The sequence below is a fragment of the Pseudomonas sp. R151218B TE3479 genome, from assembly GCF_053629195.1.
This window is the reverse complement of sequence record NZ_JBRJHV010000001.1, coordinates 6,441,013-6,464,188: the sequence shown is the minus strand read 5'-3', so window position 1 is coordinate 6,464,188 and position 23,176 is coordinate 6,441,013. Positions and strand designations below refer to the sequence as shown.

Annotated in this window: 23 protein-coding genes; 12 read left to right on the top strand and 11 right to left on the bottom strand. The window is 61.3% G+C overall.

Annotation, left to right across the window (positions count from 1 at the left end):
* Positions 1-160 precede the first annotated feature (160 nt).
* Complete coding sequence (locus AB7M32_RS28285; RefSeq protein WP_454252047.1) at positions 161-622, top strand: hypothetical protein; 462 nt, start codon at positions 161-163, stop codon at positions 620-622.
* A 64-nt stretch (positions 623-686) separates the two neighbouring features.
* Here AB7M32_RS28285 and mqo read toward each other — a convergent pair whose 3' ends face one another.
* Together mqo and AB7M32_RS28275 are read right to left on the bottom strand one after the other, a co-directional pair.
* The gene (gene mqo, locus AB7M32_RS28280) at positions 687-2,192 is read right to left on the bottom strand and encodes a malate dehydrogenase (quinone) (RefSeq protein WP_454252046.1); all 1,506 of its coding nucleotides are present in this window, start codon (positions 2,190-2,192) and stop codon (positions 687-689) included.
* A 737-nt stretch (positions 2,193-2,929) separates the two neighbouring features.
* The gene (locus AB7M32_RS28275; RefSeq protein ID WP_014340171.1) at positions 2,930-3,163 is read right to left on the bottom strand and encodes a hypothetical protein; all 234 of its coding nucleotides are present in this window, start codon (positions 3,161-3,163) and stop codon (positions 2,930-2,932) included.
* A gap of 205 nt (positions 3,164-3,368) precedes the next feature.
* On the opposite strand from AB7M32_RS28275, the gene AB7M32_RS28270 reads away from it, so the two are divergent.
* Complete coding sequence (locus tag AB7M32_RS28270) at positions 3,369-3,953, top strand: YajG family lipoprotein (RefSeq protein WP_003205489.1); 585 nt, start codon at positions 3,369-3,371, stop codon at positions 3,951-3,953.
* A 114-nt stretch (positions 3,954-4,067) separates the two neighbouring features.
* Here the strand turns inward: AB7M32_RS28270 and AB7M32_RS28265 are convergent, their stop codons facing one another.
* On the bottom strand, positions 4,068-4,274 hold the full coding sequence (locus AB7M32_RS28265) for a hypothetical protein (protein ID WP_003185312.1): 207 nt from the start codon (positions 4,272-4,274) through the stop codon (positions 4,068-4,070).
* A gap of 365 nt (positions 4,275-4,639) precedes the next feature.
* Between AB7M32_RS28265 and AB7M32_RS28260 the strand changes: the two genes are divergently transcribed.
* Entirely contained in the window at positions 4,640-4,921 is a 282-nt protein-coding gene (locus AB7M32_RS28260; RefSeq protein ID WP_060740672.1) for a hypothetical protein, read from the top strand.
* Between the two features lie 210 nt (positions 4,922-5,131).
* Here the strand turns inward: AB7M32_RS28260 and AB7M32_RS28255 are convergent, their stop codons facing one another.
* Entirely contained in the window at positions 5,132-6,298 is a 1,167-nt protein-coding gene (locus AB7M32_RS28255; RefSeq protein WP_454252045.1) for a 1-acyl-sn-glycerol-3-phosphate acyltransferase, read from the bottom strand.
* Positions 6,299-6,437: 139 nt separating this feature from the next.
* Between AB7M32_RS28255 and AB7M32_RS28250 the strand changes: the two genes are divergently transcribed.
* From AB7M32_RS28250 to AB7M32_RS28240, 3 genes are read left to right on the top strand one after another with little or no spacing between them, the layout of a single operon-like run.
* On the top strand, positions 6,438-6,620 hold the full coding sequence (locus tag AB7M32_RS28250; RefSeq protein WP_072409377.1) for a CPXCG motif-containing cysteine-rich protein: 183 nt from the start codon (positions 6,438-6,440) through the stop codon (positions 6,618-6,620).
* Positions 6,621-6,630: 10 nt separating this feature from the next.
* Positions 6,631-6,891, top strand: coding sequence for a putative signal transducing protein (locus AB7M32_RS28245; protein ID WP_092202539.1), 261 nt, complete (start codon positions 6,631-6,633; stop codon positions 6,889-6,891).
* A 35-nt stretch (positions 6,892-6,926) separates the two neighbouring features.
* Positions 6,927-7,550 (top strand): SOS response-associated peptidase, encoded by a 624-nt coding sequence (locus tag AB7M32_RS28240; protein ID WP_072409381.1) that lies wholly within the window; start codon positions 6,927-6,929, stop codon positions 7,548-7,550.
* 137 nt (positions 7,551-7,687) lie between these two features.
* On the opposite strand, the gene AB7M32_RS28235 is transcribed toward AB7M32_RS28240, so the two are convergent.
* The 3 genes from AB7M32_RS28235 to algW all read right to left on the bottom strand — a co-directional run bounded on the left by AB7M32_RS28235 (position 7,688) and on the right by algW (position 11,830).
* Positions 7,688-8,407 carry a DUF4198 domain-containing protein gene (locus AB7M32_RS28235; RefSeq protein WP_454252044.1) on the bottom strand — a complete coding sequence of 240 codons (720 nt, stop codon included), beginning with the start codon at positions 8,405-8,407 and terminating at the stop codon, positions 7,688-7,690.
* Positions 8,408-8,420: 13 nt separating this feature from the next.
* Entirely contained in the window at positions 8,421-10,526 is a 2,106-nt protein-coding gene (locus AB7M32_RS28230) for a TonB-dependent siderophore receptor (protein ID WP_454252043.1), read from the bottom strand.
* Positions 10,527-10,669: 143 nt separating this feature from the next.
* Positions 10,670-11,830, bottom strand: coding sequence for a Do family serine endopeptidase AlgW (gene algW / locus AB7M32_RS28225; protein WP_072344423.1), 1,161 nt, complete (start codon positions 11,828-11,830; stop codon positions 10,670-10,672).
* Between the two features lie 103 nt (positions 11,831-11,933).
* On the opposite strand from algW, the gene AB7M32_RS28220 reads away from it, so the two are divergent.
* From AB7M32_RS28220 to cysN, 3 genes are all read left to right on the top strand, one after another.
* The gene (locus AB7M32_RS28220; RefSeq protein WP_454252042.1) at positions 11,934-12,692 is read left to right on the top strand and encodes a Nif3-like dinuclear metal center hexameric protein; all 759 of its coding nucleotides are present in this window, start codon (positions 11,934-11,936) and stop codon (positions 12,690-12,692) included.
* 252 nt (positions 12,693-12,944) lie between these two features.
* Complete coding sequence (gene cysD, locus AB7M32_RS28215) at positions 12,945-13,862, top strand: sulfate adenylyltransferase subunit CysD (protein WP_003178041.1); 918 nt, start codon at positions 12,945-12,947, stop codon at positions 13,860-13,862.
* Between the two features lie 9 nt (positions 13,863-13,871).
* Positions 13,872-15,770 (top strand): sulfate adenylyltransferase subunit CysN, encoded by a 1,899-nt coding sequence (cysN, locus tag AB7M32_RS28210; RefSeq protein ID WP_454252041.1) that lies wholly within the window; start codon positions 13,872-13,874, stop codon positions 15,768-15,770.
* 175 nt (positions 15,771-15,945) lie between these two features.
* On the opposite strand, the gene AB7M32_RS28205 is transcribed toward cysN, so the two are convergent.
* From AB7M32_RS28205 to AB7M32_RS28195, 3 genes are read right to left on the bottom strand one after another with little or no spacing between them, the layout of a single operon-like run.
* Positions 15,946-16,854 (bottom strand): acyltransferase, encoded by a 909-nt coding sequence (locus tag AB7M32_RS28205; protein WP_454252040.1) that lies wholly within the window; start codon positions 16,852-16,854, stop codon positions 15,946-15,948.
* Positions 16,855-18,954, bottom strand: a complete 2,100-nt coding sequence (gene pta / locus AB7M32_RS28200; protein ID WP_207280950.1) for a phosphate acetyltransferase — start codon at positions 18,952-18,954, stop codon at positions 16,855-16,857.
* A gap of 60 nt (positions 18,955-19,014) precedes the next feature.
* Positions 19,015-19,353 (bottom strand): DUF3565 domain-containing protein, encoded by a 339-nt coding sequence (locus tag AB7M32_RS28195; RefSeq protein ID WP_454252039.1) that lies wholly within the window; start codon positions 19,351-19,353, stop codon positions 19,015-19,017.
* Between AB7M32_RS28195 and AB7M32_RS28190 the strand changes: the two genes are divergently transcribed.
* From AB7M32_RS28190 to AB7M32_RS28180, 3 genes are all read left to right on the top strand, one after another.
* On the top strand, positions 19,322-19,807 hold the full coding sequence (locus tag AB7M32_RS28190) for an FKBP-type peptidyl-prolyl cis-trans isomerase (protein WP_072409396.1): 486 nt from the start codon (positions 19,322-19,324) through the stop codon (positions 19,805-19,807). The genes AB7M32_RS28195 and AB7M32_RS28190 overlap by 32 nt on opposite strands.
* A 114-nt stretch (positions 19,808-19,921) precedes the next feature.
* Positions 19,922-20,404: a glutathione peroxidase gene (locus AB7M32_RS28185; RefSeq protein ID WP_072409398.1), complete on the top strand. Its 483-nt coding sequence runs from the start codon at positions 19,922-19,924 to the stop codon at positions 20,402-20,404.
* A 313-nt stretch (positions 20,405-20,717) separates the two neighbouring features.
* Positions 20,718-21,821 (top strand): NADH:flavin oxidoreductase, encoded by a 1,104-nt coding sequence (locus AB7M32_RS28180; protein ID WP_072409400.1) that lies wholly within the window; start codon positions 20,718-20,720, stop codon positions 21,819-21,821.
* Positions 21,822-21,959: 138 nt separating this feature from the next.
* Here the strand turns inward: AB7M32_RS28180 and AB7M32_RS28175 are convergent, their stop codons facing one another.
* A complete protein-coding gene (locus tag AB7M32_RS28175) occupies positions 21,960-23,159 on the bottom strand; it encodes a glycosyltransferase family 4 protein (RefSeq protein WP_454252038.1) in 1,200 nt (399 codons plus the stop codon).
* Positions 23,160-23,176: the final 17 nt, after the last annotated feature.

Genomic DNA, 23,176 nt, shown 5'->3' with positions numbered 1-23,176 from the left:
TTGCATCGTTCGGGCTGATCGCAACTAATTTCTTATTCTGCAAGTTGCTCCGAAAGGTTATGTCACCATTCGAGCTGTTTTGTTTTATTTGAATTTCCATTACTTTTGCGTCGAAGCCAAGTGGCTTTGACGTCATCGTTTAAATGGAGCTGTATTCATCATGGAAGATCAAAAGAAGTGTATCGTCGGGGTGTTGTTGTCCCTGGCGGCGTGTCTGGCAAGTTCAGCTTCCAGTGCGCGGGATGAAATTGTCAATGTTGAAGTCTACAACGCAACCGCCGCCGTCATCGTTCCTGGCAGCGATTTTACCTGGACGCAGAATCCGGCCAATGCAGGCCACAGCTTTTCGATAAACCCGGGCGAGAGCCAGGAATTAACCTACTACCTGCCCCAGTCACGCGCCGAGCGAGAGGCCTTCAGCTATACGCAAGGCAGCCGCACCTGTCATTTCAGCTTTGGACATGTCGCAAGGGCACCGGGCAATGATAAAGAGGCAATGCCTTATCATCGCTGGGTCAAGGCGGAGCCGGCGGGTTCCTGTGTCGCTGAATTGTTTTATGTTGAAGATGATGACGATTATGTCAGTCACGGTGGAACACGCGTCAAATTCAGCATGAACTAACACCGAGGAAATAAAAAAAGCCTCCCGTCTGCACGGGAGGCTTTTTTATATTGACGGCAAGGTATCAGGCGTAACTTTTAGCCTTGCTGTCTTCAACCAACTCCAACGCAATGTTGTTCTGCGCGTTGATCTTGCGATACAGCGCCGCGTCGGTTTCCAGCACTTTTTCCCGGGCCGGGAAGATCTCTGCGAGCTTGCCAGCCCACTCGCCCTTGGCCTTGTCCGGGAAGCAGCGCTCGATCAATTCCAGCATGATCGATACGGTCACCGAAGCACCCGGCGATGCGCCGAGCAGGGCGGCGAGGGTGCCGTCCTTGGCCGCCACCAGTTCGGTGCCGAACTGCAGGACGCCACCTTTCTTCGGGTCTTTCTTGATGATCTGCACCCGTTGGCCGGCCACTTCCAAGCGCCAGTCTTCGGCTTTCGCCTCGGGGTAGAAGCGACGCAGGGATTCCAGGCGCTGCTCCATGGACTGCATCACTTCGCTGATCAGGTACTTGGTCAGGTCCATGTTGTCCCGGGCCACGGCCAGCATCGGGCCGATGTTGCCGGCGCGTACCGACAGCGGCAGGTCCATGAGCGAACCGTGCTTGAGGAACTTGGTGGTGAAACCGGCGTATGGCCCGAACAGCAGGGATTTCTTGCCGTCGACCACGCGGGTGTCCAGGTGCGGCACCGACATTGGCGGCGAGCCCACGGCGGCCTGGCTATAGACCTTGGCCTGATGGTGCTTGACCACTTCCGGGTTGTCGCAACGCAGCCACTGGCCGCTGACCGGGAAGCCACCGAAGCCCTTGCTTTCCTCGATGCCCGAGGCTTGCAGCAGCGGCAAGGCCGCGCCGCCGGCACCGAGGAACACGAACTTGGCGTCGACTTCGCGGGTGCTGCCGGAATTGACGTCCTTGATGCTCACGGTCCAGCCGTTGCCGTTGCGCTTGAGGCCGGTGACGCGCTTGCAGTATTTGACCTGGGTGTCCGGGGCGCTGGTCAGGTGCTTGAGCAACTGATTGGTCAGGGCGCCGAAGTTGACGTCGGTACCGTTCATGACGCGGGTGGCGGCGATGACTTCATCGTCCGGCCGGCCAGGCATCATCAACGGCATCCACTCGGCCATCTGGCCTTTGTCTTCGGTGTATTCCATGTCGGCGAAGGCGTGATGCTGGCGCATCAGCTCGAAGCGCTTCTTCAGGAACGCCACGCCTTTCTCACCCTGTACGAAACTCAGGTGTGGCACCGGGGCGATGAAGGACTTGGAAGAGCCGAACGTGCCTTTCTGGGTCAGGTACGTCCAGAACTGCTTCGACACTTCGAACTGGGTGTTGATGTGCACGGCTTTCTTGATGTCGACCGTGCCGTCGGCCGCCTGGGGCGTGTAGTTGAGCTCACACAGCCCGGCGTGGCCGGTACCGGCGTTGTTCCACGGGTTGGAACTCTCCGCGGCACCGGAGTCCATCAGCTCGACGACTTCCAGCGAGATCGCGGGATCGAGCTCCTTGAGCAGCACGGCCAGGGTGGCACTCATGATGCCGGCCCCTACCAGAACTACATCGACTGCTTCGTTATGCGCCATTTAACGCGTCTCCAAAATCTGCAGCACCAAATTGTCGGCATAGCGGCCAGGAGTGGCGGGGCAGGTCAGTTGCGCCCCAGTTATCCATGGCCAGGATCGCCATGTCCGAATCTTCGCAATTTTTCGCACCTACTGCGGATGCATGCAGCCTGGCCTCAAGAGTCACATGAACTCATTTAAGCGCCGGGCGGGCAATTCGACTTATGGCCGAGACATCCGTTCGTGCAACCAAATCCGTAGCGGACAGGCTTCAGGCGCCGGTTCTCGAGCGATATCCGGTCCTGTGTCGTTGGGCTGTTTCAGACGCTAATGGTGCTTGTTCAGACGCAAAACTCTTCATTTGCTCGCCACACTCTCGTGAAGTTGTGAAAACCCGTTTTTTCACGCTCTTTTGAAGACGTGAACCTCAAAAAAGGGCTGTCCCAGCCTGGCACCGTGCCCGGTTTGGTTGCCCCCATGTAGTACATGACAGGCAAAACAGGCAGACAGCTCAGTGACCGAGCGTAATGACAGCTCTGCAGATTCGCGAAAAGTGGTGATTTGCCTGGAGAACAGCAAGCGCGCCAGCTTCACTCGATCTGTGTGGGCGGCTCTCTGTGGGCGGTGCGGGGTGCCAATACCAGCGCATCAGCGGTGTTGCGAGGCCCGATCAGGAGACGTCCTTATAATCGGGGGGAGATTGTATCGAAGAAACGCAGGGAAATGGTCGTGTTTAATGACTTTTATTAGCCGTCCGGTCAGATGGTCAACAGTTGTCGGTTGCGTGCGCGGGCACGAAGCGGTTGCACGCGGGCGCTGGCGGGCAATGGCTGGTGCAACCAGTTGAGGCGGATTTCGTCGATTTCCACCCAGCCCTCGCCCATCGGTTGCAGGCTGCACTGCTTGAAGGCCTGGCAACGGCCGTTGCGATCGAGCAGGGCGAAGCTGCGGTGATGGGGACGCGGGGTGAACAGGGAAATGAGGAAGCGCATGAGCGGATACCGGGTCAGGAAGCTTGAAGCAAGCCTGACAGCGGGCCATGACATACCGGTGTAAGGACCGTGACAATGGGGTGACAGGAACCGGCAATCACGGCCCGTGTCAGACATTTCAGTATTCATCGTAAGGCGCTAGTTCACTGCGATGGCGCACCGCTATACTGCCGGCCTGTTTGTGCCCGATTCTGGAGAGAAGAGCATGTTGCAACGCCTGTTGTTCGGTTTGATCGCTGTGACCAGTCTGACCCTCGTCGGCTGCGCCCACAGCCCGCAACAACTTAACCCGGAGCCCAAGCTCAATGCCCAACTGGCGCCTGTGGGTCGTGGCCAGCCGGTGGTGGTGCGGGTCGTGGACGGGCGTCCGTCGCCGACCCTCGGCACCCGTGGCGGCCTGTACCCGGAAACCAGCGTGATCACGGTGCAGGGTGCGCAGATCCTGCCCAAGCTGCAGGCCCAGGCTGAAGCCGCGGTGCGTTTGCTGGGCTTCACGCCCACCGCCAACGCCTTGAATGCACCGCAACTGACCGTGACCCTGGCCGAGCTCAAGTACCAGTCGCCCAAGGAAGGCATGTACGTGACCGAAGCCACCATCGGCGCGACCTTCCGCTCCGACGTGCAGAACGCCAACCGCCGCTACAGCGGTCGTTACGGGGCGTCCCTGGACCAGCGCTTCGGCATGGCGCCGAACCAGGACACCAACACCAAGCTGGTCAGCGACGTGTTGAGCGATGCCCTGACCCGGCTGTTCAAGGACCCGACCATTGGCCAGGTGCTGGCTGAGTAAGCATTAAGTCCTGTAACCCTTGTGGGAGCGAGCTTGCTCGCGATAGCGGAGTGTCAGCCATCTCGATGTTGGCTGATCCACCGCTAGCGCGAGCAAGCTCGCTCCCACAGTTTTTCAGGCGGCCTGGGAATAGAATTCCAGCACGCTGATCCCGGTCAGTAGGTCTGTCTCAGGCAGGTCGGCATGTTGATGGCCGCCGAGGGCGCAATACACCAGCCAATGGCGGTCCTGCACATTGAAGGACAGGCTGTCGACGAGGTTCTGCTGTTCGTCGCTTGGGCTGATGAGATAGAGGCGATCCTGGTTTTCGGCGTGGAGCATGACGGGTTCCGTGCGGGTTTGAAGGGCGACAGAGTGGCCTAATCAGATGACGAAACCGTGACGGGGGAAATTAAGCCAAGGCTTGATTGCGGAGCCTGTGGCGAGGGAGCTTGCTCCCGCTGGGCTGCACAGCAGCCCCCGACTAGCGTCTCGGTGTGTCAGGTTAATCGTGCAAGCTTTTTTTGGGACTGCTGCGCAGTCCAGCGGGAGCAAGCTCCCTCGCCACGAAGTCACCAGGCCATTATCCCTGCCGTTCGTTACTGGTCGGAAAAAACGGTGCAGGGCGGCGGGCTTTCGGTAGAATCCGCGCCCTGTTCGTAGGCCACGGGCGTGTCAGTCCTGTCCGTTATCGCTTGAGGTTCGTGATGTCGTTGCATCTGTTTTCGTTGTTCGCTGCCCACCCCGCCAAATTGATCAACCTGCTCGCGTTGCTGTTTGCCTGCCCGGGCGGCTGGGTACTGCACGCGACGCGTCGCCGTGAACAACGGGCGCGAGCCTGCCTGCAAGCACGAAATGGCAATGGCGAGGAGCGCTTCGAAGCATTGTTGGACCTGGCCACCCAGCGCATGAACCGGTTCTTCTATCGGTTCGGCTTTGGCTGCCTGGCGCTGGCGTTGCTGGTGTCGTGGATCAGTACGCAGTTCTGATGAGATAACCGTTTTGATCGGGGCATGGTGGCCTGTGGCGAGGGGATTTATCCCCGCTGGGCTGCGCAGCAGCCCCAAACCCTGACAGCTCGGTAAGTCTGGTCGATCACATCAACCTGATCAGGGCTGCTACGCAGCCCAACGGGGATAAATCCCCTCGCCACAGCAAGCTCCCTCGCCACAGGGAGCCCATGTCCTCAGACCTATCGCTTAAAGCGCCAACCCCGCCTTGACCCGATACTGATTACGTACCGGCGTCGCATATTGCAGCACCAGGAACGGCCGGTGTTCCGGCGGGCAAGCGTGCAGCCGACGCTGCCATTCTTCCTGGGCCTTGGCCAGTTCATCGGCGCCAAACACTTCGGCTGCCGTCGGTACCTGCAACTGCGGGTCGGCGTCGGCCCATTGGGCGTAAGCCAGGTAATGCACCGGGAACAGGCGGTAACCGCCGAGAATCTGCCGGTCCATTTCCAGGGCCAATTGCTTGGTGTCCTCGAACAGCTCGGTGATGGGCGCGGCGAAGTTCACGTGGACCCGGCCCTTGTAGCCGGTGATGCCCTTGGCGATGCTCACGTCATCTTCGCCCGGTGCCTTGGTGTAGGTGCCGGTGGTGGCGCGGATGTACAACTCGCGGGCCTTGGCCTGGTCGCACGGGTCGTATTCGTAGCTGATCGACACCGGCGTGAGGTTCAGCGACTGGATCACCTCGCCGAACGGCTCGTCCTTGCGGCTCATGTGGAACATCTTGAGGATCGCCGATTCGGTCCGGTCGTCACCGTCCTTGGCCCGCCCTTCGGCCTGGGCGATCCAGATCGAGGCGCAGTCGTTGCGGATCGAATGGTTGATGTACGCCGACAGCAACTGGTACGCGGCCATTTTTTCCCGCCGTCCGGTGATGGAGCGGTGCACGATGAAGCTCTTGTTCAGGCGCATCAGGTCGCTGACAAAAGGCTTTTGCAGCAGGTTGTCGCCGATGGCGATGCGCGGCGTCGGCAGGCCGGCGTGGTACACGGCGTAGTTGACGAAGGCCGGGTCCATCACGATATCGCGGTGGTTGGCGATGAACAGGTAGGCGCTGCCGGACTTGAATTGCTCCACGCCGGTGTAGGTCACGCCATCGGTGGCGCGCTCGATGGTGTGGTCGACGTAGAACTCCACCTTGTCCTGCAAAGTGGCGACCGACGTCACACCGGCGAACTCACGGCGCAATCTTTGCGCTATAAGGGGTTTGAGCATCCAGCCGAAGGCGCCGGCCAGGCGTGGGAAGCGGAAGTGGGTGAGGATATCTAGAAACGCCTTGTCGCCGAGCAGCCGTGCCAGCACCGCTGGGACTTCGCTGTCGTCGTAAGGTCGGATGGCATCGAATTCGCCCATCATGCTCTCTTGTTGGAAACGGCTAGGGTAAGTAAAGGTTCGATCGAAAAAACGACGGGGCACGGCCTGGAAGATAAGCCAGACGAAAATAGCCCTGCAAATAGACCGGCGATTATACGCACAAGTCACTTGGGAGACCGCGATGCTGGAGCAGGCTCATTATGATTGTCCCTATTGCGGGGAGAATGTGGAGACAACCGTGGACTTGTCCGGCGGCGACCAGACCTACATCGAGGACTGTCAGGTGTGCTGTCGACCGATCACCTTTGTGCTGCAGGTCCATGGCGAGGAATGGCATCTCGAAGTCTTCAGCGAAAACGAATGATGGGGCGCCCATGCAGCGAATCTACGAACTGGAAAACCTGATGGAAGGCGAGTTGTTGCAAGGGATGCTTGCGAGCGAAGGCATCACGGCGCATCTGGTGGGGCGTGATTTGCTGGGCGGCGCGGGGGAGTTGCCCATGCAGGGCCTGCTGGGGCTGGCGGTGGAGGACGAGCAGGCGCAATACGCCCGTGAGTTGATCGCCGCGTACAATGCCGCGCTGCCGCTGCCCGGCGACGAACCGGACAGCTACCCTGGCACGCTGGTCTGTTAGGCTGGCGGTCGTTCGATCAAGAGTTGTGTTGCCCCATGTGTGGACGTTATGCCCTGTTTCGCTGGAACCCCACCTTTGCGGCCCTGCCCGGTTTTCCCGCCGATCAGAAGGCCCAGTGGAATATTTCGCCCAACGATTCGGTGCTGATACTGCGGGCCGGCGCCGAGGGCCAGCGCGAGCTGGCTCGGGCGCGCTGGGGCCTGACGCCGCCGTGGCTGACCGACCTGTCCCGCACCCCTGCCCACGCCCGGGCCGAAACCGTGGCCGAGCAGCCGATGTTTCGCGAGGCCTTGCGCCTGCGCCGCTGCCTGCTGCCGGCCAACGGCTTTTATGAGTGGCGCGGCGGCACGCGCAAGCGTCCGTACTGGCTGACGCCGGGGGAGGGCTCGTCGTTGTTTTTTGCCGCGATCTGGGAAGCGTATCCGGTGCAGGAGCAGGTGTGGCTGAGCACGGCGGTCATCACCCAGCCGGCGGCGGGCCAGCGCCGGCCGTTGATCCTGGACGAAGAAGGCCAGCGCCTGTGGCTCGACCCGCAGACACCGCTGCATGCCTTGCAAGGGTTGCTGGCAAGCGAGCCGGCGCCACTGCGCGAGCGGGTATTGGCCAATATGGTCAATGATCCGAAGCTCAATGGGCCGGAGTGCTTGACGCCTGCTTGAGTTTTGCGGTGATTGTGCCGGCCTCATCGCGAGCAAGCTCGCTCCCACAGTGGGTTACTGGGGTGTTCACAAAAAATGTGTTCACCGCCTCTCCCTGTGGGAGCGAGCTTGCTCGCGATGGCGTCGTGTCAGTCAACCTACTCGTGATGCGGTTCGCCCAGGAAGGTCAGTGAGGTGAACACGCCGCGGGTGGCCACGTCCTTGTTGTCCTTGAGCGCAATTTCCATCTGCGCCGCGATCACATTCAGGCCCTCGTTGCGCACCAGCACTTTGGCTCGGCCTTCTGCGTCGGTTTCAGTCGAAACCGTGTTCGGCGCGCTGCGGTAGTCGCCCACCAGTTTCACACCGGCCGCCGGTTTGCCATCCAGCAGCACCCGTACCGGCAATGACTGGCCCGGGCCTACGGTCAGCGGGTCGACTTCCGGCAGGATCACGAATTTGATCGGTGCAAGCGTCGGCAGTTTCGCCCCCGGCTCATAGATTGCCAGGCTGTACTTGAACGTCTGGGTCGACTCGATCGCCCCGGGCACTTTGCTGCGGCCTTCGTTGATCCACTTCTTGTCCGCGGTCTGGGACCACATGCCATTGTCCAGCGCCACTGCCAGCACGGCGGGCGGCTTGAGCGGTTGCAGGCGGGCGTGGTCCGGCAGGCGCTCTACGGTGACCGGAATCATCTTGCCGCCCAGGTCATAGGCCCAGGCACCGCTGATTTTCTGCGCCTTGAAGGCATTGTCTTCAGCGCCGTGGCCGTAGATCACTTCGATGTTGCCGCGACGCTGTTCGGTCCACAGGCCATGGGCCGAGGCCTGTGTGGCCAGGAGCAGGCCGAGCAGGGCGAAGGTCTTGGGGTGTTTCATGCCGTTTTTCCTTTTACAGAGCGAGGGTGAGGCTGACGGTGAAGTTGCGTGGCGCGCCGGGGGTGACCCAGTAGTTGCTGTAGGCGCGCTCGTAGTATTTTTCGTCGAAGACGTTATTCAGGTTCAGGCCCACAGTGACGTCGTCGCTGGCCTTGTAATGGGCCAGCAGGTCCACGGTGTGGTAGGCCGGCAATTCGAAATCCTTGCCGGCTTCGCCCGAGCGATCCCCGACATACGTGAACGCCGCGCCGAGATCTGAACCGCGCAGGTGCCCGTCCTGGAACTCGTAGACTCCCAGCACGCTGCCGCTGTGTTTGGCGACGCCGAGGATCCGGCTGCCGCTGGGATTTTCCCGGTCACCCTGGGTCACTTCGGCATCGATGTAGGCATAGGCGCCGATCACGCGCACGGCGTCGGTCACCTGCCCAGTCACTTGCAGGTCGATACCCTGGCTGCGGGCCTTGCCGATGGCGCGGCTGAAGTCGGTCCCGGCGACCGGGCTCAGGACGTTTTCCTTCTCTATATGGAATGCCGCCAGGGTGGTGCTCAGGCGATCGTCGAACCACTCGCTCTTGATCCCCACTTCATAGCCGACCCCTTCCTCGGGATCGAAAGTCTTGCCGCTGGCATCCAGGCCGTTGTTGGGCTTGAACGAGGTGGAGGCGTTGGCGAACAGCCCGACGTCGGGTGTCAATTGATACAACAGACCGGCCCGCTGCGTCAGGGTGTCGTGGCGCTGGCGGCTGGTTTTACCGCGGGTGTGGTCGTCGATGCTCTGCTCGAAATGCTCATAACGCACGCCGAGCATGCCCCGCAGCTTGTCGGTGAAGATGATCTGGTCCTGCAGGTTCAGCGCGCGGCTTTGCACATGTTCGAAAAAGTCTGTGCCGGTCCGAGCACCATTGGGTTTCGGCTGGCCGTAGATTGGGTGATAGATGTCTATGGGATAGGTGATGCCACCGATGCTGGTTACGCGCTCGTTTTTGCGGTAGTCCTCGTATTCGCTGCCGACCAGTAGTTCGTGTTGCCACGGGCCGAGGTCGAACAGGCCGCGTAATTCAAGCTGGGTGATGCTGTCGTGCCAATTGTTCTCGCGCTCGCGATAGCGGCGGTTCACCGTGTGGCCATCGGCGTTCAGCGGGCGCGCTTCAGAGGCGAAGCCCCAGAGTTCACCTTGTTTGTAGTGGCTGGCCAGGCGCAGTTGCCAGGTGTCGTTGAGCTGATGCTCGAGGGCGGCCTGGAGCATGTTGTTGTGATTGTCGATATCGCCGTCGTTGGGTTCGCCCAAAAAGGTCGAACGGGAAACGCCGCTCCAGCGATTGTTCGGGGCGACGATGCCACGGTCGAATGTCGAGCTGTGGCGCACGATTTCGCTTTCCACCAGCAACCGCGTGTCGGGGTTCAACTGCCAACTGATGGAGGGCGCGACGAAGACGCGTTTGCTGTCGACGTGATCGCGAAAGCTGTGATTGTCCTCCACCGCCAGGTTGACCCGCGACAGCAATTGGCCCTCGGCGTCCAGTGGTGTGTTGACATCCAGTGCGGTGCGGTAGCGGTCCCAACTGCCGGCGCTGGTCTGCAGGGTGGTGAAGGCTTCCGGTTGCGGTTTCTTGGTGACAATGTTCACCGTACCGCCGGGATCGCCCCGGCCATACAGGCTGGCGGCGGGGCCCTTGAGCACTTCGATGCGTTCGATGTTCGCGGCGTCCGGCGTGCTCGGATAACCGCGGTTGGCGCTGAAACCGTCCTTGTAGAACTCCGAGGTGGTGAAGCCGCGCACGCTGTATTCGTAGAGCGTCAGGCCGCCGAAGTTGTTCTGCTTCGACACACCACCGGCATATTCCAGGGCCCGCTCGACGCTGGTGCTGCCCAGGTCCTTGAGCACGCTGGCGGGAATTACGCTGATCGATTGCGGGATGTCGCGCAGGGCGGTGTCGGTTTTGGTGGCGCTGGCCGAGCGGGTGGCGCGATAACCCGTGACAGGTCCGGTGGGGGATTCGTAGTCGGACGTCACGGTGATGGCGTCCAGTTCCAGTGACTGGGTTTCTTCGGCGCAGGCCGGATCGCCCAGTAGGCCCAGGGCAAGGCTGGCAGCTGAAATCCGTTTTATGGATGACATGTTATGTTGTTCCAATTTTTAGTATTGAAACAATATAACACTACTAATGAGAATTTATGCTATCTGTATTTTCGGTGGAAACCGAACCGGACACTGTTTTTGGGGGGAGGGAGCCAGCTCCCTCACCATGGGATCTGGGAGGCTTATTGCTCTTCCTTGAGCACCACCGGCGCCGGCGGTGGGCGCAGGCCGATTTCAGCGGTGAGCTTGAGCTCCTTGCCGTTGCGCATGACCTGGATCGTCACCTTGTCGGTGGGCTTGATCCGCGCCACCTGGTTCATCGAGCGGCGGCCATCGCCGGCCGGTTCGCCATCGATGCTCAGGATCACATCGCCCAGTTGCAGGCCGGCCTTCTGCGCCGGACCGTCGCGGAAAATCCCCGCCACCACGATACCGGGCCGCCCGGACAAGCCGAAGGACTCCGCCAGCTCCTGGGTCAGCGGCTGGACTTCAATGCCCAGCCAGCCACGGATCACCTGGCCGTGTTCGATGATCGACTTCATCACCTCCATCGCCAGCTTCACCGGAATGGCGAAACCGATGCCCTGGCTGCCGCCGGACTTGGAGAAGATCGCCGTGTTGATCCCGGTGAGGTTGCCGTTGGCATCCACCAGCGCGCCACCGGAGTTGCCGGGGTTGATCGCGGCGTCGGTCTGGATGAAATCCTCGTAGTTGTTCAGGCCCAGCTGATTGCGCCCGGTGGCGCTGATGATGCCCATGGTCACGGTCTGGCCGACGCCGAACGGGTTGCCGATGGCCAGGGCGACGTCACCGATGCGGATGCTGTCGGAGCGACCGATGGTGATGGCCGGCAGGTTCTTGAGGTCGATCTTCAGCACCGCGAGGTCGGTTTCCGGGTCGCTGCCGATCACCCGGGCCAGGGTTTCACGGCCGTCCTTGAGGGCCACCACGATCTGGTCGGCACCGCTGGTGACGTGGTTGTTGGTCAGGATGTAGCCTTCCGGGCTCATGATCACGCCCGACCCCAGGCTCGACTCCATGCGTTTCTGCTTGGGCGAGTTGTCGCCGAAGAAGCGCCGGAATTGCGGGTCTTCGAACAGCGGATGGCTGGGTTTGTTGATGACCTTGGTGGTGTACAGGTTCACCACGGCCGGCGCGGCGGTGGTCACGGCGTCGGCATAGGACACCGGCCCCTGCTGCACCGCCTTGGTTTGCGGCGCCTGCTGCAGGTTGACGTCGAGGCTCGGCAGGCCGACCCATTCCGGGTAGCGCTGGATAATCAGTAGAGCGACAAGCACGCCGGCCAACAGCGGCCAGCCGGAAAAACGCAGCGCCTTGAGCATTAAGCACGTCCTACAAAGGTTGCAGGCGGTATGAGACCGCCCATAATGTCGCGCATTATACGAGGCCGCGCGCGCCTCTGAACGGGATATTTAGGAGTCTTTTATGGCCGTAGCCCTGAACACCCTGGTTGAAGAAGCGGACCGTTACCTGGCCAGCAGCCGGATCGCCGATTATTGCCCCAACGGCCTGCAGGTCGAAGGCGCGCCCCAGGTGATGCGCATCGTCAGCGGTGTCACCGCCAGCCAGGCGCTGCTCGATGCCGCCGTCGAGGCCGAGGCCGACCTGGTGCTGGTGCATCACGGTTACTTCTGGAAGGGCGAGAACCCTTGCATCACCGGCATGAAACAGCGTCGCCTCAAGACGTTGCTCAAGCATGACATCAGCCTGCTGGCCTATCACTTGCCCCTGGACCTGCACACCGAGGTGGGCAATAACGTGCAGCTGGCCCGCCAGTTGGACATCACCGTCGAGGGACCACTGGATCCGGATAATCCCAAGGTTGTCGGTTTGGTCGGCTCCCTGTCCGAACCAATGACGGCGCGGGATTTCGCGCGCAAGGTCCAGGAAACCCTGGGGCGCGAGCCCTTGCTGATCGAAGGCGGGCAGATGATCCGCCGAGTTGGGTGGTGCACCGGTGGCGGCCAAGGTTATATCGACCAGGCGGTGCTGGCCGGGGTCGACCTGTACCTCAGCGGCGAGGCGTCGGAACAGACCTTCCACAGCGCCCGGGAAAACGGCATCAGCTTCATTGCCGCCGGGCACCATGCGACCGAGCGCTACGGTGTCCAGGCATTGGGCGACTACCTGGCGCGACGGTTTGCCCTGGAGCACATCTTCATCGATTGCCCGAATCCCATCTGACTGCTTGTAACCCCTGTGGGAGCGAGCTTGCTCGCGATGGCGGTGGGTCAGTCAACCTCAGTGCCGACTGATACACTGCCATCGTGAGCAAGCTCGCTCCCACAAAAAGCGGTTGCAATACCCGAACCCCCAGGCATATCCATATGCTGTTTCGATCTAGTTGGCGCCCTGATTAGAAGAGGTCGCTGTGCTAGGATTCCCCGCTCGAACACGGCCCGCTGGCCGTTCATAAGAAAGTTTTCGTGAGTAGCCATGGTCGACAAACTGACGCATCTGAAACAGCTGGAGGCGGAAAGCATCCACATCATCCGCGAGGTGGCCGCCGAGTTCGATAACCCGGTGATGCTGTACTCCATCGGTAAAGACTCCGCCGTGATGCTGCACCTGGCACGCAAGGCGTTCTTCCCGGGCAAGCTGCCGTTTCCGGTGATGCACGTCGACACCCGCTGGAAATTCCAGGAAATGTACAAGTTCCGCGACCGCATGGTCGAGGAACTGGGCCTGGACCTGATCACCCATGTGAACCCGGACGGCGTGGCGCAGGGCATCAACCCGTTCACCCATGGCAGTGCCAAGCACACCGACATCATGAAGACCGAAGGCCTCAAGCAGGCCTTGGACAAATATGGTTTCGACGCCGCGTTCGGCGGTGCCCGTCGCGATGAAGAGAAGTCCCGCGCCAAGGAGCGCGTGTACTCGTTCCGTGACAGCAAGCACCGCTGGGACCCGAAGAACCAGCGTCCGGAGCTGTGGAACGTCTACAACGGCAAGGTCAACAAGGGCGAGTCGATCCGCGTATTCCCGCTCTCGAACTGGACCGAGCTGGACATCTGGCAGTACATCTACCTCGAAGGCATCCCGATCGTGCCGCTGTACTTCGCCGCCGAGCGTGAAGTGATCGAGAAGAACGGCACGCTGATCATGATCGACGACGAGCGCATCCTCGAGCACCTGTCCGACGAAGACAAAGCCCGTATCGTCAAGAAGAAAGTGCGTTTCCGTACCCTTGGCTGCTACCCGTTGACGGGGGCGGTGGAGTCCGAGGCCGAGAGCCTGACGGACATCATTCAGGAAATGCTCCTGACGCGAACTTCCGAGCGCCAGGGCCGGGTCATCGACCACGATGGCGCAGGCTCGATGGAAGATAAAAAACGTCAAGGTTATTTCTAAGGGGCTGTCATGTCGCATCAATCTGATTTGATCAGCGAGGACATCCTCGCCTACCTGGGCCAGCACGAGCGTAAAGAGCTGCTGCGCTTTTTGACCTGCGGTAACGTCGACGACGGCAAGAGCACCCTGATCGGGCGCCTGCTGCACGACTCCAAGATGATCTACGAAGATCACCTGGAAGCCATCACCCGCGATTCGAAGAAAGTCGGCACCACCGGGGACGATATCGACCTGGCGTTGCTGGTCGACGGCCTGCAGGCCGAGCGCGAGCAAGGCATCACCATCGATGTCGCCTACCGCTATTTCTCCACCGCCAAGCGCAAGTTCATTATCGCCGATACCCCGGGCCATGAGCAGTACACCCGCAACATGGCCACCGGTGCCTCCACCTGTGACCTGGCGATCATCCTGGTGGATGCCCGCTACGGTGTGCAGACCCAGACCCGTCGCCACAGCTTCATCGCCTCGTTGCTGGGTATCAAGCATATCGTCGTGGCCATCAACAAGATGGACCTCAAGGACTTCGATCAGGGCGTGTTCGAGTCGATCAAGGCCGACTACCTGAAGTTCGCCGAAGGCTTGAAGATGAAGCCCACCAGCATGCACTTCGTGCCGATGTCGGCCCTCAAGGGCGACAACGTGGTGAACAAGTCCGAGCGTTCGCCGTGGTACACCGGCCAGTCGCTGATGGAAATCCTGGAGACCGTGGAAGTGGCGGGGGACCGCAACTTCACCGACCTGCGTTTCCCGGTGCAGTACGTCAACCGTCCGAACCTGAACTTCCGCGGTTTCGCCGGCACCCTCGCCAGCGGCATCGTGCACAAGGGCGACGAAGTGGTGGTGCTGCCGTCGGGCAAGAGCAGCCGCGTGAAATCCATCGTCACCTTCGAAGGCGAGCTGGAGCATGCCGGTCCAGGCCAGGCGGTCACGCTGACCATGGAAGACGAGATCGACATTTCCCGTGGCGACCTGTTGGTACATGCCGACAACGTGCCGCCGGTCACCGACAGCTTCGAAGCGATGCTGGTGTGGATGGCTGAAGAGCCGATGTTGCCGGGCAAGAAATACGACATCAAGCGCGCCACCAGCTACGTGCCGGGCTCCATTGCCAGCATCGTCAACAAGGTGGATGTGAACACCCTTGAAGAGGGCCCGGCCAGCGCGCTGCAGCTCAACGAAATCGGCAAGGTGAAGATCGCCCTGGATGCGCCGATCGCCCTGGACGGTTACGAAAGCAACCGCACCACCGGCGCATTCATCGTCATCGATCGCCTGACCAACGGCACGGTCGGCGCCGGTATGATCGTCGCCCAGCCGCTGGCCCATGGCAGCAGCACGCACCACGGCAAACTGGCCCACGTGTCGGTGGAAGAACGTGCCCAGCGCTTCGGCCAACAACCGGCCACGGTCTTGTTCAGTGGCCTGTCGGGCGCGGGTAAAAGCACGCTGGCCTATGCGGTTGAGCGTAAGTTGTTCGACTTGGGTCGTGCGGTCTTTGTCCTCGATGGCCAGAACCTGCGCCATGACCTGAACAAGGGCCTGCCCCAGGATCGTGCCGGGCGGACCGAGAACTGGCGCCGTGCGGCGCATGTCGCTCGTCAGTTCAACGAAGCCGGTTTGCTGACCCTCGCCGCGTTCGTTGCACCGAGTGCCGAAGGGCGTGAGCAGGCCAAGGACCTGATCGGCCGTGAGCGTCTGTTGACGGTCTACGTCCAGGCCTCGCCAACAGTGTGTGCCCAGCGTGATCCGCAAGGGCTGTATGCCGCCGCCGGCGACAACATCCCGGGCGAGTCCTTCCCGTATGACGTGCCACTGGATGCCGACCTGGTCATCGACACCCAGGCGCTGACACTGGAAGAGAGCGTCAAGCAGGTGCTGGATCTGCTGCGCAAGCGTGGGGCGATCTAAGGAACGTCGCTGTAAATAAAAAGCCCGCGGATGAGTAATCATCTGCGGGCTTTTTCATTTCCAGAGGGTCGCTCGATCAAATGTGGGAGCGGGCTCGCCCGCGAAGACGGTGGAACATCCAACATCTCCATGAGCTGATCCACCGCTTTCGCGGGCAAGCCCGCTCCCACATGGATTAACGGTGGTCTGGATACTCGCGGTGCATCTGCTCCAGCAACGCATCCTTATCCTGCCATAGCTGGTTGATCCAGCCCTGGAACTCCAGGCGATACGCACCGTCCTGGTCGTAGTTCTTGCCGATGAACTGCGGTGGGATCTTCAGTTCCTGGAAATGCACCACCACTTCACCAACGTTGCCGCAGAGCAAATCCCAGTACCCCGGACGCCCGCCCGGATAATGGATGGTCACGTTGATGATCGACTCCAGTTGCTCACCCATGGCATCGAGCACGAACGCGATGCCACCGGCCTTGGGCTTGAGCAGGTAGCGAAACGGTGACTGCTGTTGGGCATGCTTGCCGTCGGTGAAACGCGTGCCTTCGACGAAGTTGAAAATGCCCACGGGGTTGTTGCGAAACTTCGCGCAAGTCTTGCGAGTGGTTTCCAGGTCCTTGCCTTTCTTTTCCGGGTGCTTTTCCAGGTACGCCTTGGAGTAGCGCTTCATGAACGGGAAGCCCAGGGCCCACCAAGCCAGGCCGATCACCGGGACCCAGATCAGCTCCTGCTTGAGAAAAAACTTCAATGGGCGGATGCGCCGGTTCAGCACGTACTGCAACACCATGATGTCGACCCAGCTCTGGTGGTTGCTGGTGATCAGGTACGAATGCTGGTAGTCCAGACCCTCCAGGCCACTGAGGTGCCAGTGGGTACGGCGCAGCAGGTTCATCCAGGCCTTGTTGTTGCTGATCCACGCCTCGTGGATATGGCCCATCAGCCAGTCGGTGAAGCGTTGGGCAGCGGGGAAGGGCAGCAACAGCTTGAAAATCGCCACGATGAACAGCGGCGTGCAGCAGGCGATGGTGTTCAGCGCCAACAGCAGCGAGGCAATGACGCCGCGCAAAGGGGGAGGCAAGAAGTCCAGCATTTAAATATCCAAAGGTCGGTTGGCGGCTTGGATCGCGGTCAGGGCGATGGTGTACACGATGTCGTCGACCTGGGCGCCGCGGGGCAAGTCGTTCACCGGTTTGCGCAGGCCTTGCAGCATCGGCCCGAGGCTGACGCAATCGGCGCTGCGCTGCACGGCCTTGTGGGTGGTGTTGCCGGTGTTGAGGTCAGGGAAGATGAACACCGTCGCCCGGCCGGCCACTTGGCTGTTGGGTGCCAATTGCCGCGCCACGGTTTCATTGGCGGCGGCGTCGTATTGCAGCGGACCGTCGATCAGCAGGCCATGCTGGGCTTCGTGGGCCAGCAGGGTGGCTTCACGGACTTTTTCCACTTCTTCACCACTGGCCGACTCGCCGCTGGAGTAACTGAGCATCGCCACCCGCGGCGTGATGCCGAACGCGGCGGCCGAGTCGGCGCTTTGCAGGGCGATTTCCGCCAGTTCCGCGGCGCTGGGGTGCGGGTTCATCACGCAGTCGCCGTAGACCAGCACTTCTTCGGGAAACAGCATGAAAAACACCGAGGACACCAGGGAGCAACCCGGCGCGGTCTTGATCAGTTGCAACGCCGGACGGATGGTGTTGGCGGTGGAGTGGATGACCCCGGATACCAGCCCGTCCACTTCATCCAGGGCCAGCATCATGGTGCCGATGACCACAGTGTCTTCCAACTGCTGCTCGGCCATTGGCGCGTTCAGGCTCTTGCTCTTGCGCAACCTCACCATCGGTTCGACATAACGCTCGCGAATCGAATCCGGGTCAAGAATCTCCAGCCCCGGTGGCAGCTCGATGCCTTGGGCGCGGGCCACCGCTTCGACGTCGGCCGGTTTTGCCAGCAACACGCAGCGGGCAATGCCCCGGGCCTGGCAAATCGCGGCCGCCTGGACGGTCAGCGGCTCACTGCCTTCGGGCAGCACGATGCGTTTGTTGGCGGCTTGGGCGCGCTGGATCAACTGATAACGGAACACCGCCGGCGACAAGCGCATTTCCCGCGGGGTGCCGCAGCGCTGGTGCAGCCACTTGGCGTCCAGGTGGCTGGCGACGAAATCGGTGATGATCTCCGCACGTTCGCGGTCATCGATGGGAATTTCCTTGTTCAGGCCGTTGAGCAGGTTGGCGGTGTCATAGGAGCCGGTGCTCACCGACAGCACCGGTAACCCTGCCTGCAAGGCGCCGCGGCACAGGTCCATGATGCGTGGGTCGGGCAGGGTGTCGCTGGTCAGCAGCAGGCCGGCCAGTGGCACGCCGTTGATCGCCGCCAGGCTCACGGCGAGGATGATGTCGTCGCGATCGCCGGGGGTCACCACCAGTACGCCGGGCTTGAGCAGTTCCACCGTGTTGCGCATGGTGCGGGCGCAAATGATGATGTTGCTCATGCGCCGGGTTTCGTAGTCGCCGGCATTGAGCACTTGGGCGCCCATCAGGTCGGCCACGTCGCGGGTGCGCGGGGCGTTGAGTTCGGGACGAAACGGGATGCAACCGAGCAGGCGGAAATCGCCGCTGCGCAGCAGGGGCGAGTGCTCCTTGAGGCGTGCGGAAAACGCCTCCATGCTTTCCTCGGTGCGGACCTTGTTCAGGATCACCCCGAGGACTTTCGGGTCCTTCGGCCCGCCGAACAGCTGCGCCTGCAACTCCACCCGCCCGGAAAGCTCGGTCAGGACTTCGTTCTCCGGCGCCGATACCAGGATGACCTCGGCGTCGAGGCTCTTGGCCAGGTGCAGGTTGACCCGGGCGGCGTAGCTGGCGTTGCGGGTCGGGACCATGCCTTCGACGACCAGCACGTCCTTGCCGATGGCCGCTTGCTGGTAAAGGGTGATGATTTCTTCCAGCAGCTCATCGAGCTGGCCGTCGCCGAGCATGCGCTCGACGTGCGCCAGGCCCAGGGGCTGCGGGGGCTTGAGGCCATGGGTGCGGGCCACCAGCTCAGTGGAACGCTCCGGCCCGGTGTCGCCGGGGTGCGGCTGGGCAATGGGTTTGAAAAAGCCGACTTTCAGCCCGGCCCGTTCAAGAGTACGCACCAGCCCGAGGCTGATGGAGGTCAGACCCACACCAAAATCGGTGGGCGCGATAAAAAAAGTTTGCATGCGGATTCTCTAAAGGAGCATGGCAATGGCGCGGCCTATGTCTGGCCGTCTACCCACAATTCAGACGCCAAGGTTATCGCTAACCGAGCCTTGAGCGCACCAGCCGCAAGCAAAGGGCTGGCCTATTTTTTCAATACGTTGCACAGGGTCCAGCACCCAGGCCCGGGACTGCCAGGGTGGCTGGTGGCGCAGGTGCTGGGTATGGCCGCAGGACAGCTCGGCCACCCAGTGCCCGTCCTCATCCTGACGGAAGCCGGTGACCGTCGGTCTGTTCGAGCAGGCCCGTTTGTCCGGGTTCCGTTCGCTTTCGGGCAAATCCTTGTTTAGACTTGTCCGTTCTTCATTCTTATGCAAAAGGTCTCGCCCCATGCTGATCGCCGCCAATAAGGCTGTCTCCATTGACTATACCCTGACCAACGACGCTGGTGAGGTCATCGACAGCTCTGCCGGCGGCGCTCCGCTGGTCTACCTGCATGGCGCAGGCAACATCATCCCGGGCTTGGAAAAAGCCCTGGAAGGTAAAGCGGTCGGTGACGACCTGAACGTTGCCGTCGAGCCGGAAGACGCTTACGGTGAATACTCCGCCGAACTGGTCAGCACCCTGAGCCGCAGCATGTTCGAAGGTGTGGATGAGCTGGAAGTGGGCATGCAGTTCCACGCTTCGGCGCCCGATGGCCAGATGCAGATCGTCACCATCCGCGACTTGGAAGGCGACGACGTGACCGTTGACGGCAACCACCCGTTGGCTGGCCAGCGCTTGAACTTCAAGGTCAAGATCGTCGACATCCGTGACGCCAGCCAGGAAGAAGTCGCCCATGGTCACGTCCATGGCGAAGGTGGCCATCACCACTGATTTGTGCGCTACGCTCAAGTTGACTGGAGAGGCGCCCTATGGCGCCTTTTTAGTCGCTTGCTGTTAGCATCACCCATGGCTGTTTCGAAAAGATCCGCAAACCTGGAGTTCGTCATGAGTGCTTTCCACGACCTTAAACTCAAAGCCCTGGATGGTCAGGAGCTTGCTCTGGCGCCGTTCAAGGGGCAAGTCGTGCTGGTGGTCAACGTCGCCTCCAAATGTGGCCTGACGCCTCAGTACGCGGCGCTGGAAAATCTTTATCAGCAATACAAGGACAAGGGGTTCAGCGTGCTGGGCCTGCCCTGCAATCAGTTCGCCGGGCAAGAGCCGGGGACCGAGCAGGAAATCCAGGAATTCTGCAGCCTCAACTACGGCGTGACGTTCCCGCTGTCCAGCAAGCTGGACGTGAACGGTCATGATCGCCACCAGTTGTATCGCCTGCTGGCGGGCGAGGGGGCCGAGTTTCCCGGGGACATTACCTGGAACTTCGAAAAATTCCTGCTCGGCAAGGACGGCCGGGTGCTGGCGCGCTTCTCGCCGCGTACGGCGCCGGATGACCCCACGGTGATCCAGGCGATCGAAAAAGCGTTGGGTTGAAAGCCCCGCACTGACCCCCTGTGGCGAGGGGATTTATCCCCGCTGGGCTGCGAAGCAGCCCCAAGAGCAAGCGACTTGCTTAGGCTGACACACCGAGATATCAATTTTAGGGCTGCTGCGCAGCCAGCGGGGATAAATCCCCTCGCCACAAGTTCTGCATCCGGCTGTGCATTCGGTTCAGTCCACCCAATCGCGATCCGTCTGCTCCCTTCTAATCCTTAATCATTCAAATCAATAGTGCTACCCAGCGCTCCCCATGCTCCATATTATCGTCGTCATATCCGATCTGTGACTTCGTCCCGTGGAGTGCCCCATGCCTGCAAAAGCCCTGTTCAAACCCTTCCACCTCGGCGCGTTCGAGTTGCCAACGCGGGTGGTGATGGCGCCGATGACCCGTTCCTTTTCGCCGGGTGGCGTGCCGAACGCCAAGGTGGTCGAGTACTACCGTCGCCGTGCGGCGGCCGGGGTAGGCCTGATCATCACCGAGGGCACGACGGTCGGGCACAAGGCCTCCAACGGTTATCCAAATGTGCCGCATTTCTATGGCGACGCCGCGCTGGCCGGTTGGAAGAAAGTGGTCGATGCGGTGCACGCCGAAGGCGGCAAAATCGTTCCACAGTTGTGGCATGTGGGCAGTGTGCGCCGCATCGGCACCGAGCCGGACGCCAGCGTGCCCGGCTATGGTCCGAGCGAAAAACTCAAGGACGGTCAGGTAGTGGTCCACGGCATGACCCAGGCCGATATCGACGAGGTTATCGCTGCGTTCGCCCAGGCGGCGAAAGACGCCAAGAGCATCGGCATGGATGGGGTGGAAATCCACGGCGCCCACGGCTACCTGGTGGACCAGTTCTTCTGGGAAGGCAGCAACCAGCGCACTGACGGTTATGGCGGCAGCCTGGCCAACCGCTCGCGCTTCGCGATCGAATTGATCCGTGCCGTGCGAGCGGCAGTGGGCGAGGGTTTCCCGATCATTTTCCGCTTCTCCCAATGGAAGCAGCAGGATTACACCGCACGCCTGGTGCAGACCCCCGAAGCCTTGGGCGAATTTCTCAAGCCGTTGTCCGAGGCGGGCGTGGACATTTTCCACTGCTCGACACGGCGCTTCTGGGAGCCGGAGTTCGAAGGCTCCGAGCTGAACCTGGCCGGCTGGACCCGCAAGCTCACCGGCAAGCCCACCATCACCGTCGGCAGCGTCGGCCTGGATGGCGAGTTCCTGCAGTTCATGGTCAACACCGACAAAGTCGCGCAACCGGCCAGCCTGGAAAAGCTGCTGGAGCGTTTGAATAACGATGAGTTCGACCTGGTGGCGGTGGGGCGTGCGTTGCTGGTGGATCCGGACTGGGCGCAAAAAGTCCGTGAAGGGCGGGAGCAGGAGATCTTGCCGTTCAGTCGCGAAGCCTTGATGACATTGGTTTAAGCGACGCCTGATCTGACGCTATCGCGAGCAAGCTCGCTCCCACATTTGATCTGCAGCGAACATGAGTCTGGTGTTCGACAAAGACCCCCCTGTGGGAGCGAGCTTGCTCGCGATGGCGATCTCAATATCGCCGAAGACTCAGCGCACAGTCGGCGCAACAGGCATCACCTGCTCACCCACGCAAACCCCTCGCAGCTGCGCTTCAAATTGCTCGATCACCGCCGCCCAACCCTGGCGACTGGCATGCTGGCGCGCATTGAGCCGCACGCAACGCAAGGTCTCGCGCTCCTCCAGCAGCCAACGGGCGGCATCGCAGAACGCCTCTTCATCCCCCGGCATCGCCAGCACGCCGTTATAGCCGTGGCGAATGTGTTGCGCAGCCGCGGCCTGATCGTAGGCCACCACACCCAGGCCGGACGCCAGCGCCTCCAACACCACGTTACCGAAGGTTTCGGTCAGGCTCGGAAAGACAAACACATCCCCGGACGCATAGTGGCTGGCCAGCGCCTCACCGCGTTGCGAGCCGCAAAAGATCGCCTCGGGCAATTCCTGCTCCAGCTCGGACCGCTGCGGGCCGTCGCCGACCACGACCAGCTTCATCCGTCGTCCCGGAAAAGCGCTGCACAGCGTGTCGAAACTGCGCTTGAGCAGCCCCAGGTTTTTTTCCGGTGCCAGACGTCCGACATGGAGCACGGCGATGTCGTCGTCGCCCAGGCCCCACGTTTCGCGCAGGCTCGACGAGCGCTTGATTGGGTGAAACAGTTGGCTGTCCACGCCGCGGGACAACAACGCCACGCGTTCGAAATGCCGTCGTTCCAGTTCCAGGCGCTGGCTGAGACTGGGCACCAGGGTCAAGCTGGAGCGGTTGTGAAACCAGCGCAGGTAATGGGTGAGCACGCGACTCAACAGCCCGAGGCCGTACTGTTGGGTGTATTGCTGGAAATTGGTGTGGAAACCACTGACCACCGAGATGCCCAGGCGCCGTGCCGCCCGCAGCGCCGACAAACCCAGCGGCCCTTCCGTGGCGATGTAGAGCACGTCCGGACGATGACGTTTCCAGCGCCTGAGCAGCTTGTGCATCGACGCCTGGCCCCACTGCAAACCCGGATAGCCCGGCAGCGGCCAGCCCCGGCACAGCAGCAACTGCTCGTCACCGGCTTGGCGTAAGTCGTCGGCCTGGCGAGGCCGTATCAACTCGACCTGATGCCCGCGGGCGCGCAAGCCGTCGCACAGGCGGCCCAAGGTATTGGCCACGCCATTGATTTCCGGCGGGAAGGTTTCGGTGATCAGGGTAATGTGCAGGGGTGTGGTCATGACCCCAGTGTCGACCGGGGCCATTTCGTCATTGTGACGCC

Coding starts and splice junctions, on each gene's coding strand:
- AB7M32_RS28285 (WP_454252047.1), top strand. CDS start 161: ATGGAAGATCAAAAGAAGTGTATCGTCGGGGTGTTGTTGTCCCTGGCG.
- mqo (WP_454252046.1), bottom strand. CDS start 2,192: ATGGCGCATAACGAAGCAGTCGATGTAGTTCTGGTAGGGGCCGGCATC.
- AB7M32_RS28275 (WP_014340171.1), bottom strand. CDS start 3,163: ATGCGCTTCCTCATTTCCCTGTTCACCCCGCGTCCCCATCACCGCAGC.
- AB7M32_RS28270 (WP_003205489.1), top strand. CDS start 3,369: ATGTTGCAACGCCTGTTGTTCGGTTTGATCGCTGTGACCAGTCTGACC.
- AB7M32_RS28265 (WP_003185312.1), bottom strand. CDS start 4,274: ATGCTCCACGCCGAAAACCAGGATCGCCTCTATCTCATCAGCCCAAGC.
- AB7M32_RS28260 (WP_060740672.1), top strand. CDS start 4,640: ATGTCGTTGCATCTGTTTTCGTTGTTCGCTGCCCACCCCGCCAAATTG.
- AB7M32_RS28255 (WP_454252045.1), bottom strand. CDS start 6,298: ATGATGGGCGAATTCGATGCCATCCGACCTTACGACGACAGCGAAGTC.
- AB7M32_RS28250 (WP_072409377.1), top strand. CDS start 6,438: ATGCTGGAGCAGGCTCATTATGATTGTCCCTATTGCGGGGAGAATGTG.
- AB7M32_RS28245 (WP_092202539.1), top strand. CDS start 6,631: ATGCAGCGAATCTACGAACTGGAAAACCTGATGGAAGGCGAGTTGTTG.
- AB7M32_RS28240 (WP_072409381.1), top strand. CDS start 6,927: ATGTGTGGACGTTATGCCCTGTTTCGCTGGAACCCCACCTTTGCGGCC.
- AB7M32_RS28235 (WP_454252044.1), bottom strand. CDS start 8,407: ATGAAACACCCCAAGACCTTCGCCCTGCTCGGCCTGCTCCTGGCCACA.
- AB7M32_RS28230 (WP_454252043.1), bottom strand. CDS start 10,526: ATGTCATCCATAAAACGGATTTCAGCTGCCAGCCTTGCCCTGGGCCTA.
- algW (WP_072344423.1), bottom strand. CDS start 11,830: ATGCTCAAGGCGCTGCGTTTTTCCGGCTGGCCGCTGTTGGCCGGCGTG.
- AB7M32_RS28220 (WP_454252042.1), top strand. CDS start 11,934: ATGGCCGTAGCCCTGAACACCCTGGTTGAAGAAGCGGACCGTTACCTG.
- cysD (WP_003178041.1), top strand. CDS start 12,945: ATGGTCGACAAACTGACGCATCTGAAACAGCTGGAGGCGGAAAGCATC.
- cysN (WP_454252041.1), top strand. CDS start 13,872: ATGTCGCATCAATCTGATTTGATCAGCGAGGACATCCTCGCCTACCTG.
- AB7M32_RS28205 (WP_454252040.1), bottom strand. CDS start 16,854: ATGCTGGACTTCTTGCCTCCCCCTTTGCGCGGCGTCATTGCCTCGCTG.
- pta (WP_207280950.1), bottom strand. CDS start 18,954: ATGCAAACTTTTTTTATCGCGCCCACCGATTTTGGTGTGGGTCTGACC.
- AB7M32_RS28190 (WP_072409396.1), top strand. CDS start 19,322: ATGCTGATCGCCGCCAATAAGGCTGTCTCCATTGACTATACCCTGACC.
- AB7M32_RS28195 (WP_454252039.1), bottom strand. CDS start 19,353: ATGGAGACAGCCTTATTGGCGGCGATCAGCATGGGGCGAGACCTTTTG.
- AB7M32_RS28185 (WP_072409398.1), top strand. CDS start 19,922: ATGAGTGCTTTCCACGACCTTAAACTCAAAGCCCTGGATGGTCAGGAG.
- AB7M32_RS28180 (WP_072409400.1), top strand. CDS start 20,718: ATGCCTGCAAAAGCCCTGTTCAAACCCTTCCACCTCGGCGCGTTCGAG.
- AB7M32_RS28175 (WP_454252038.1), bottom strand. CDS start 23,159: ATGGCCCCGGTCGACACTGGGGTCATGACCACACCCCTGCACATTACC.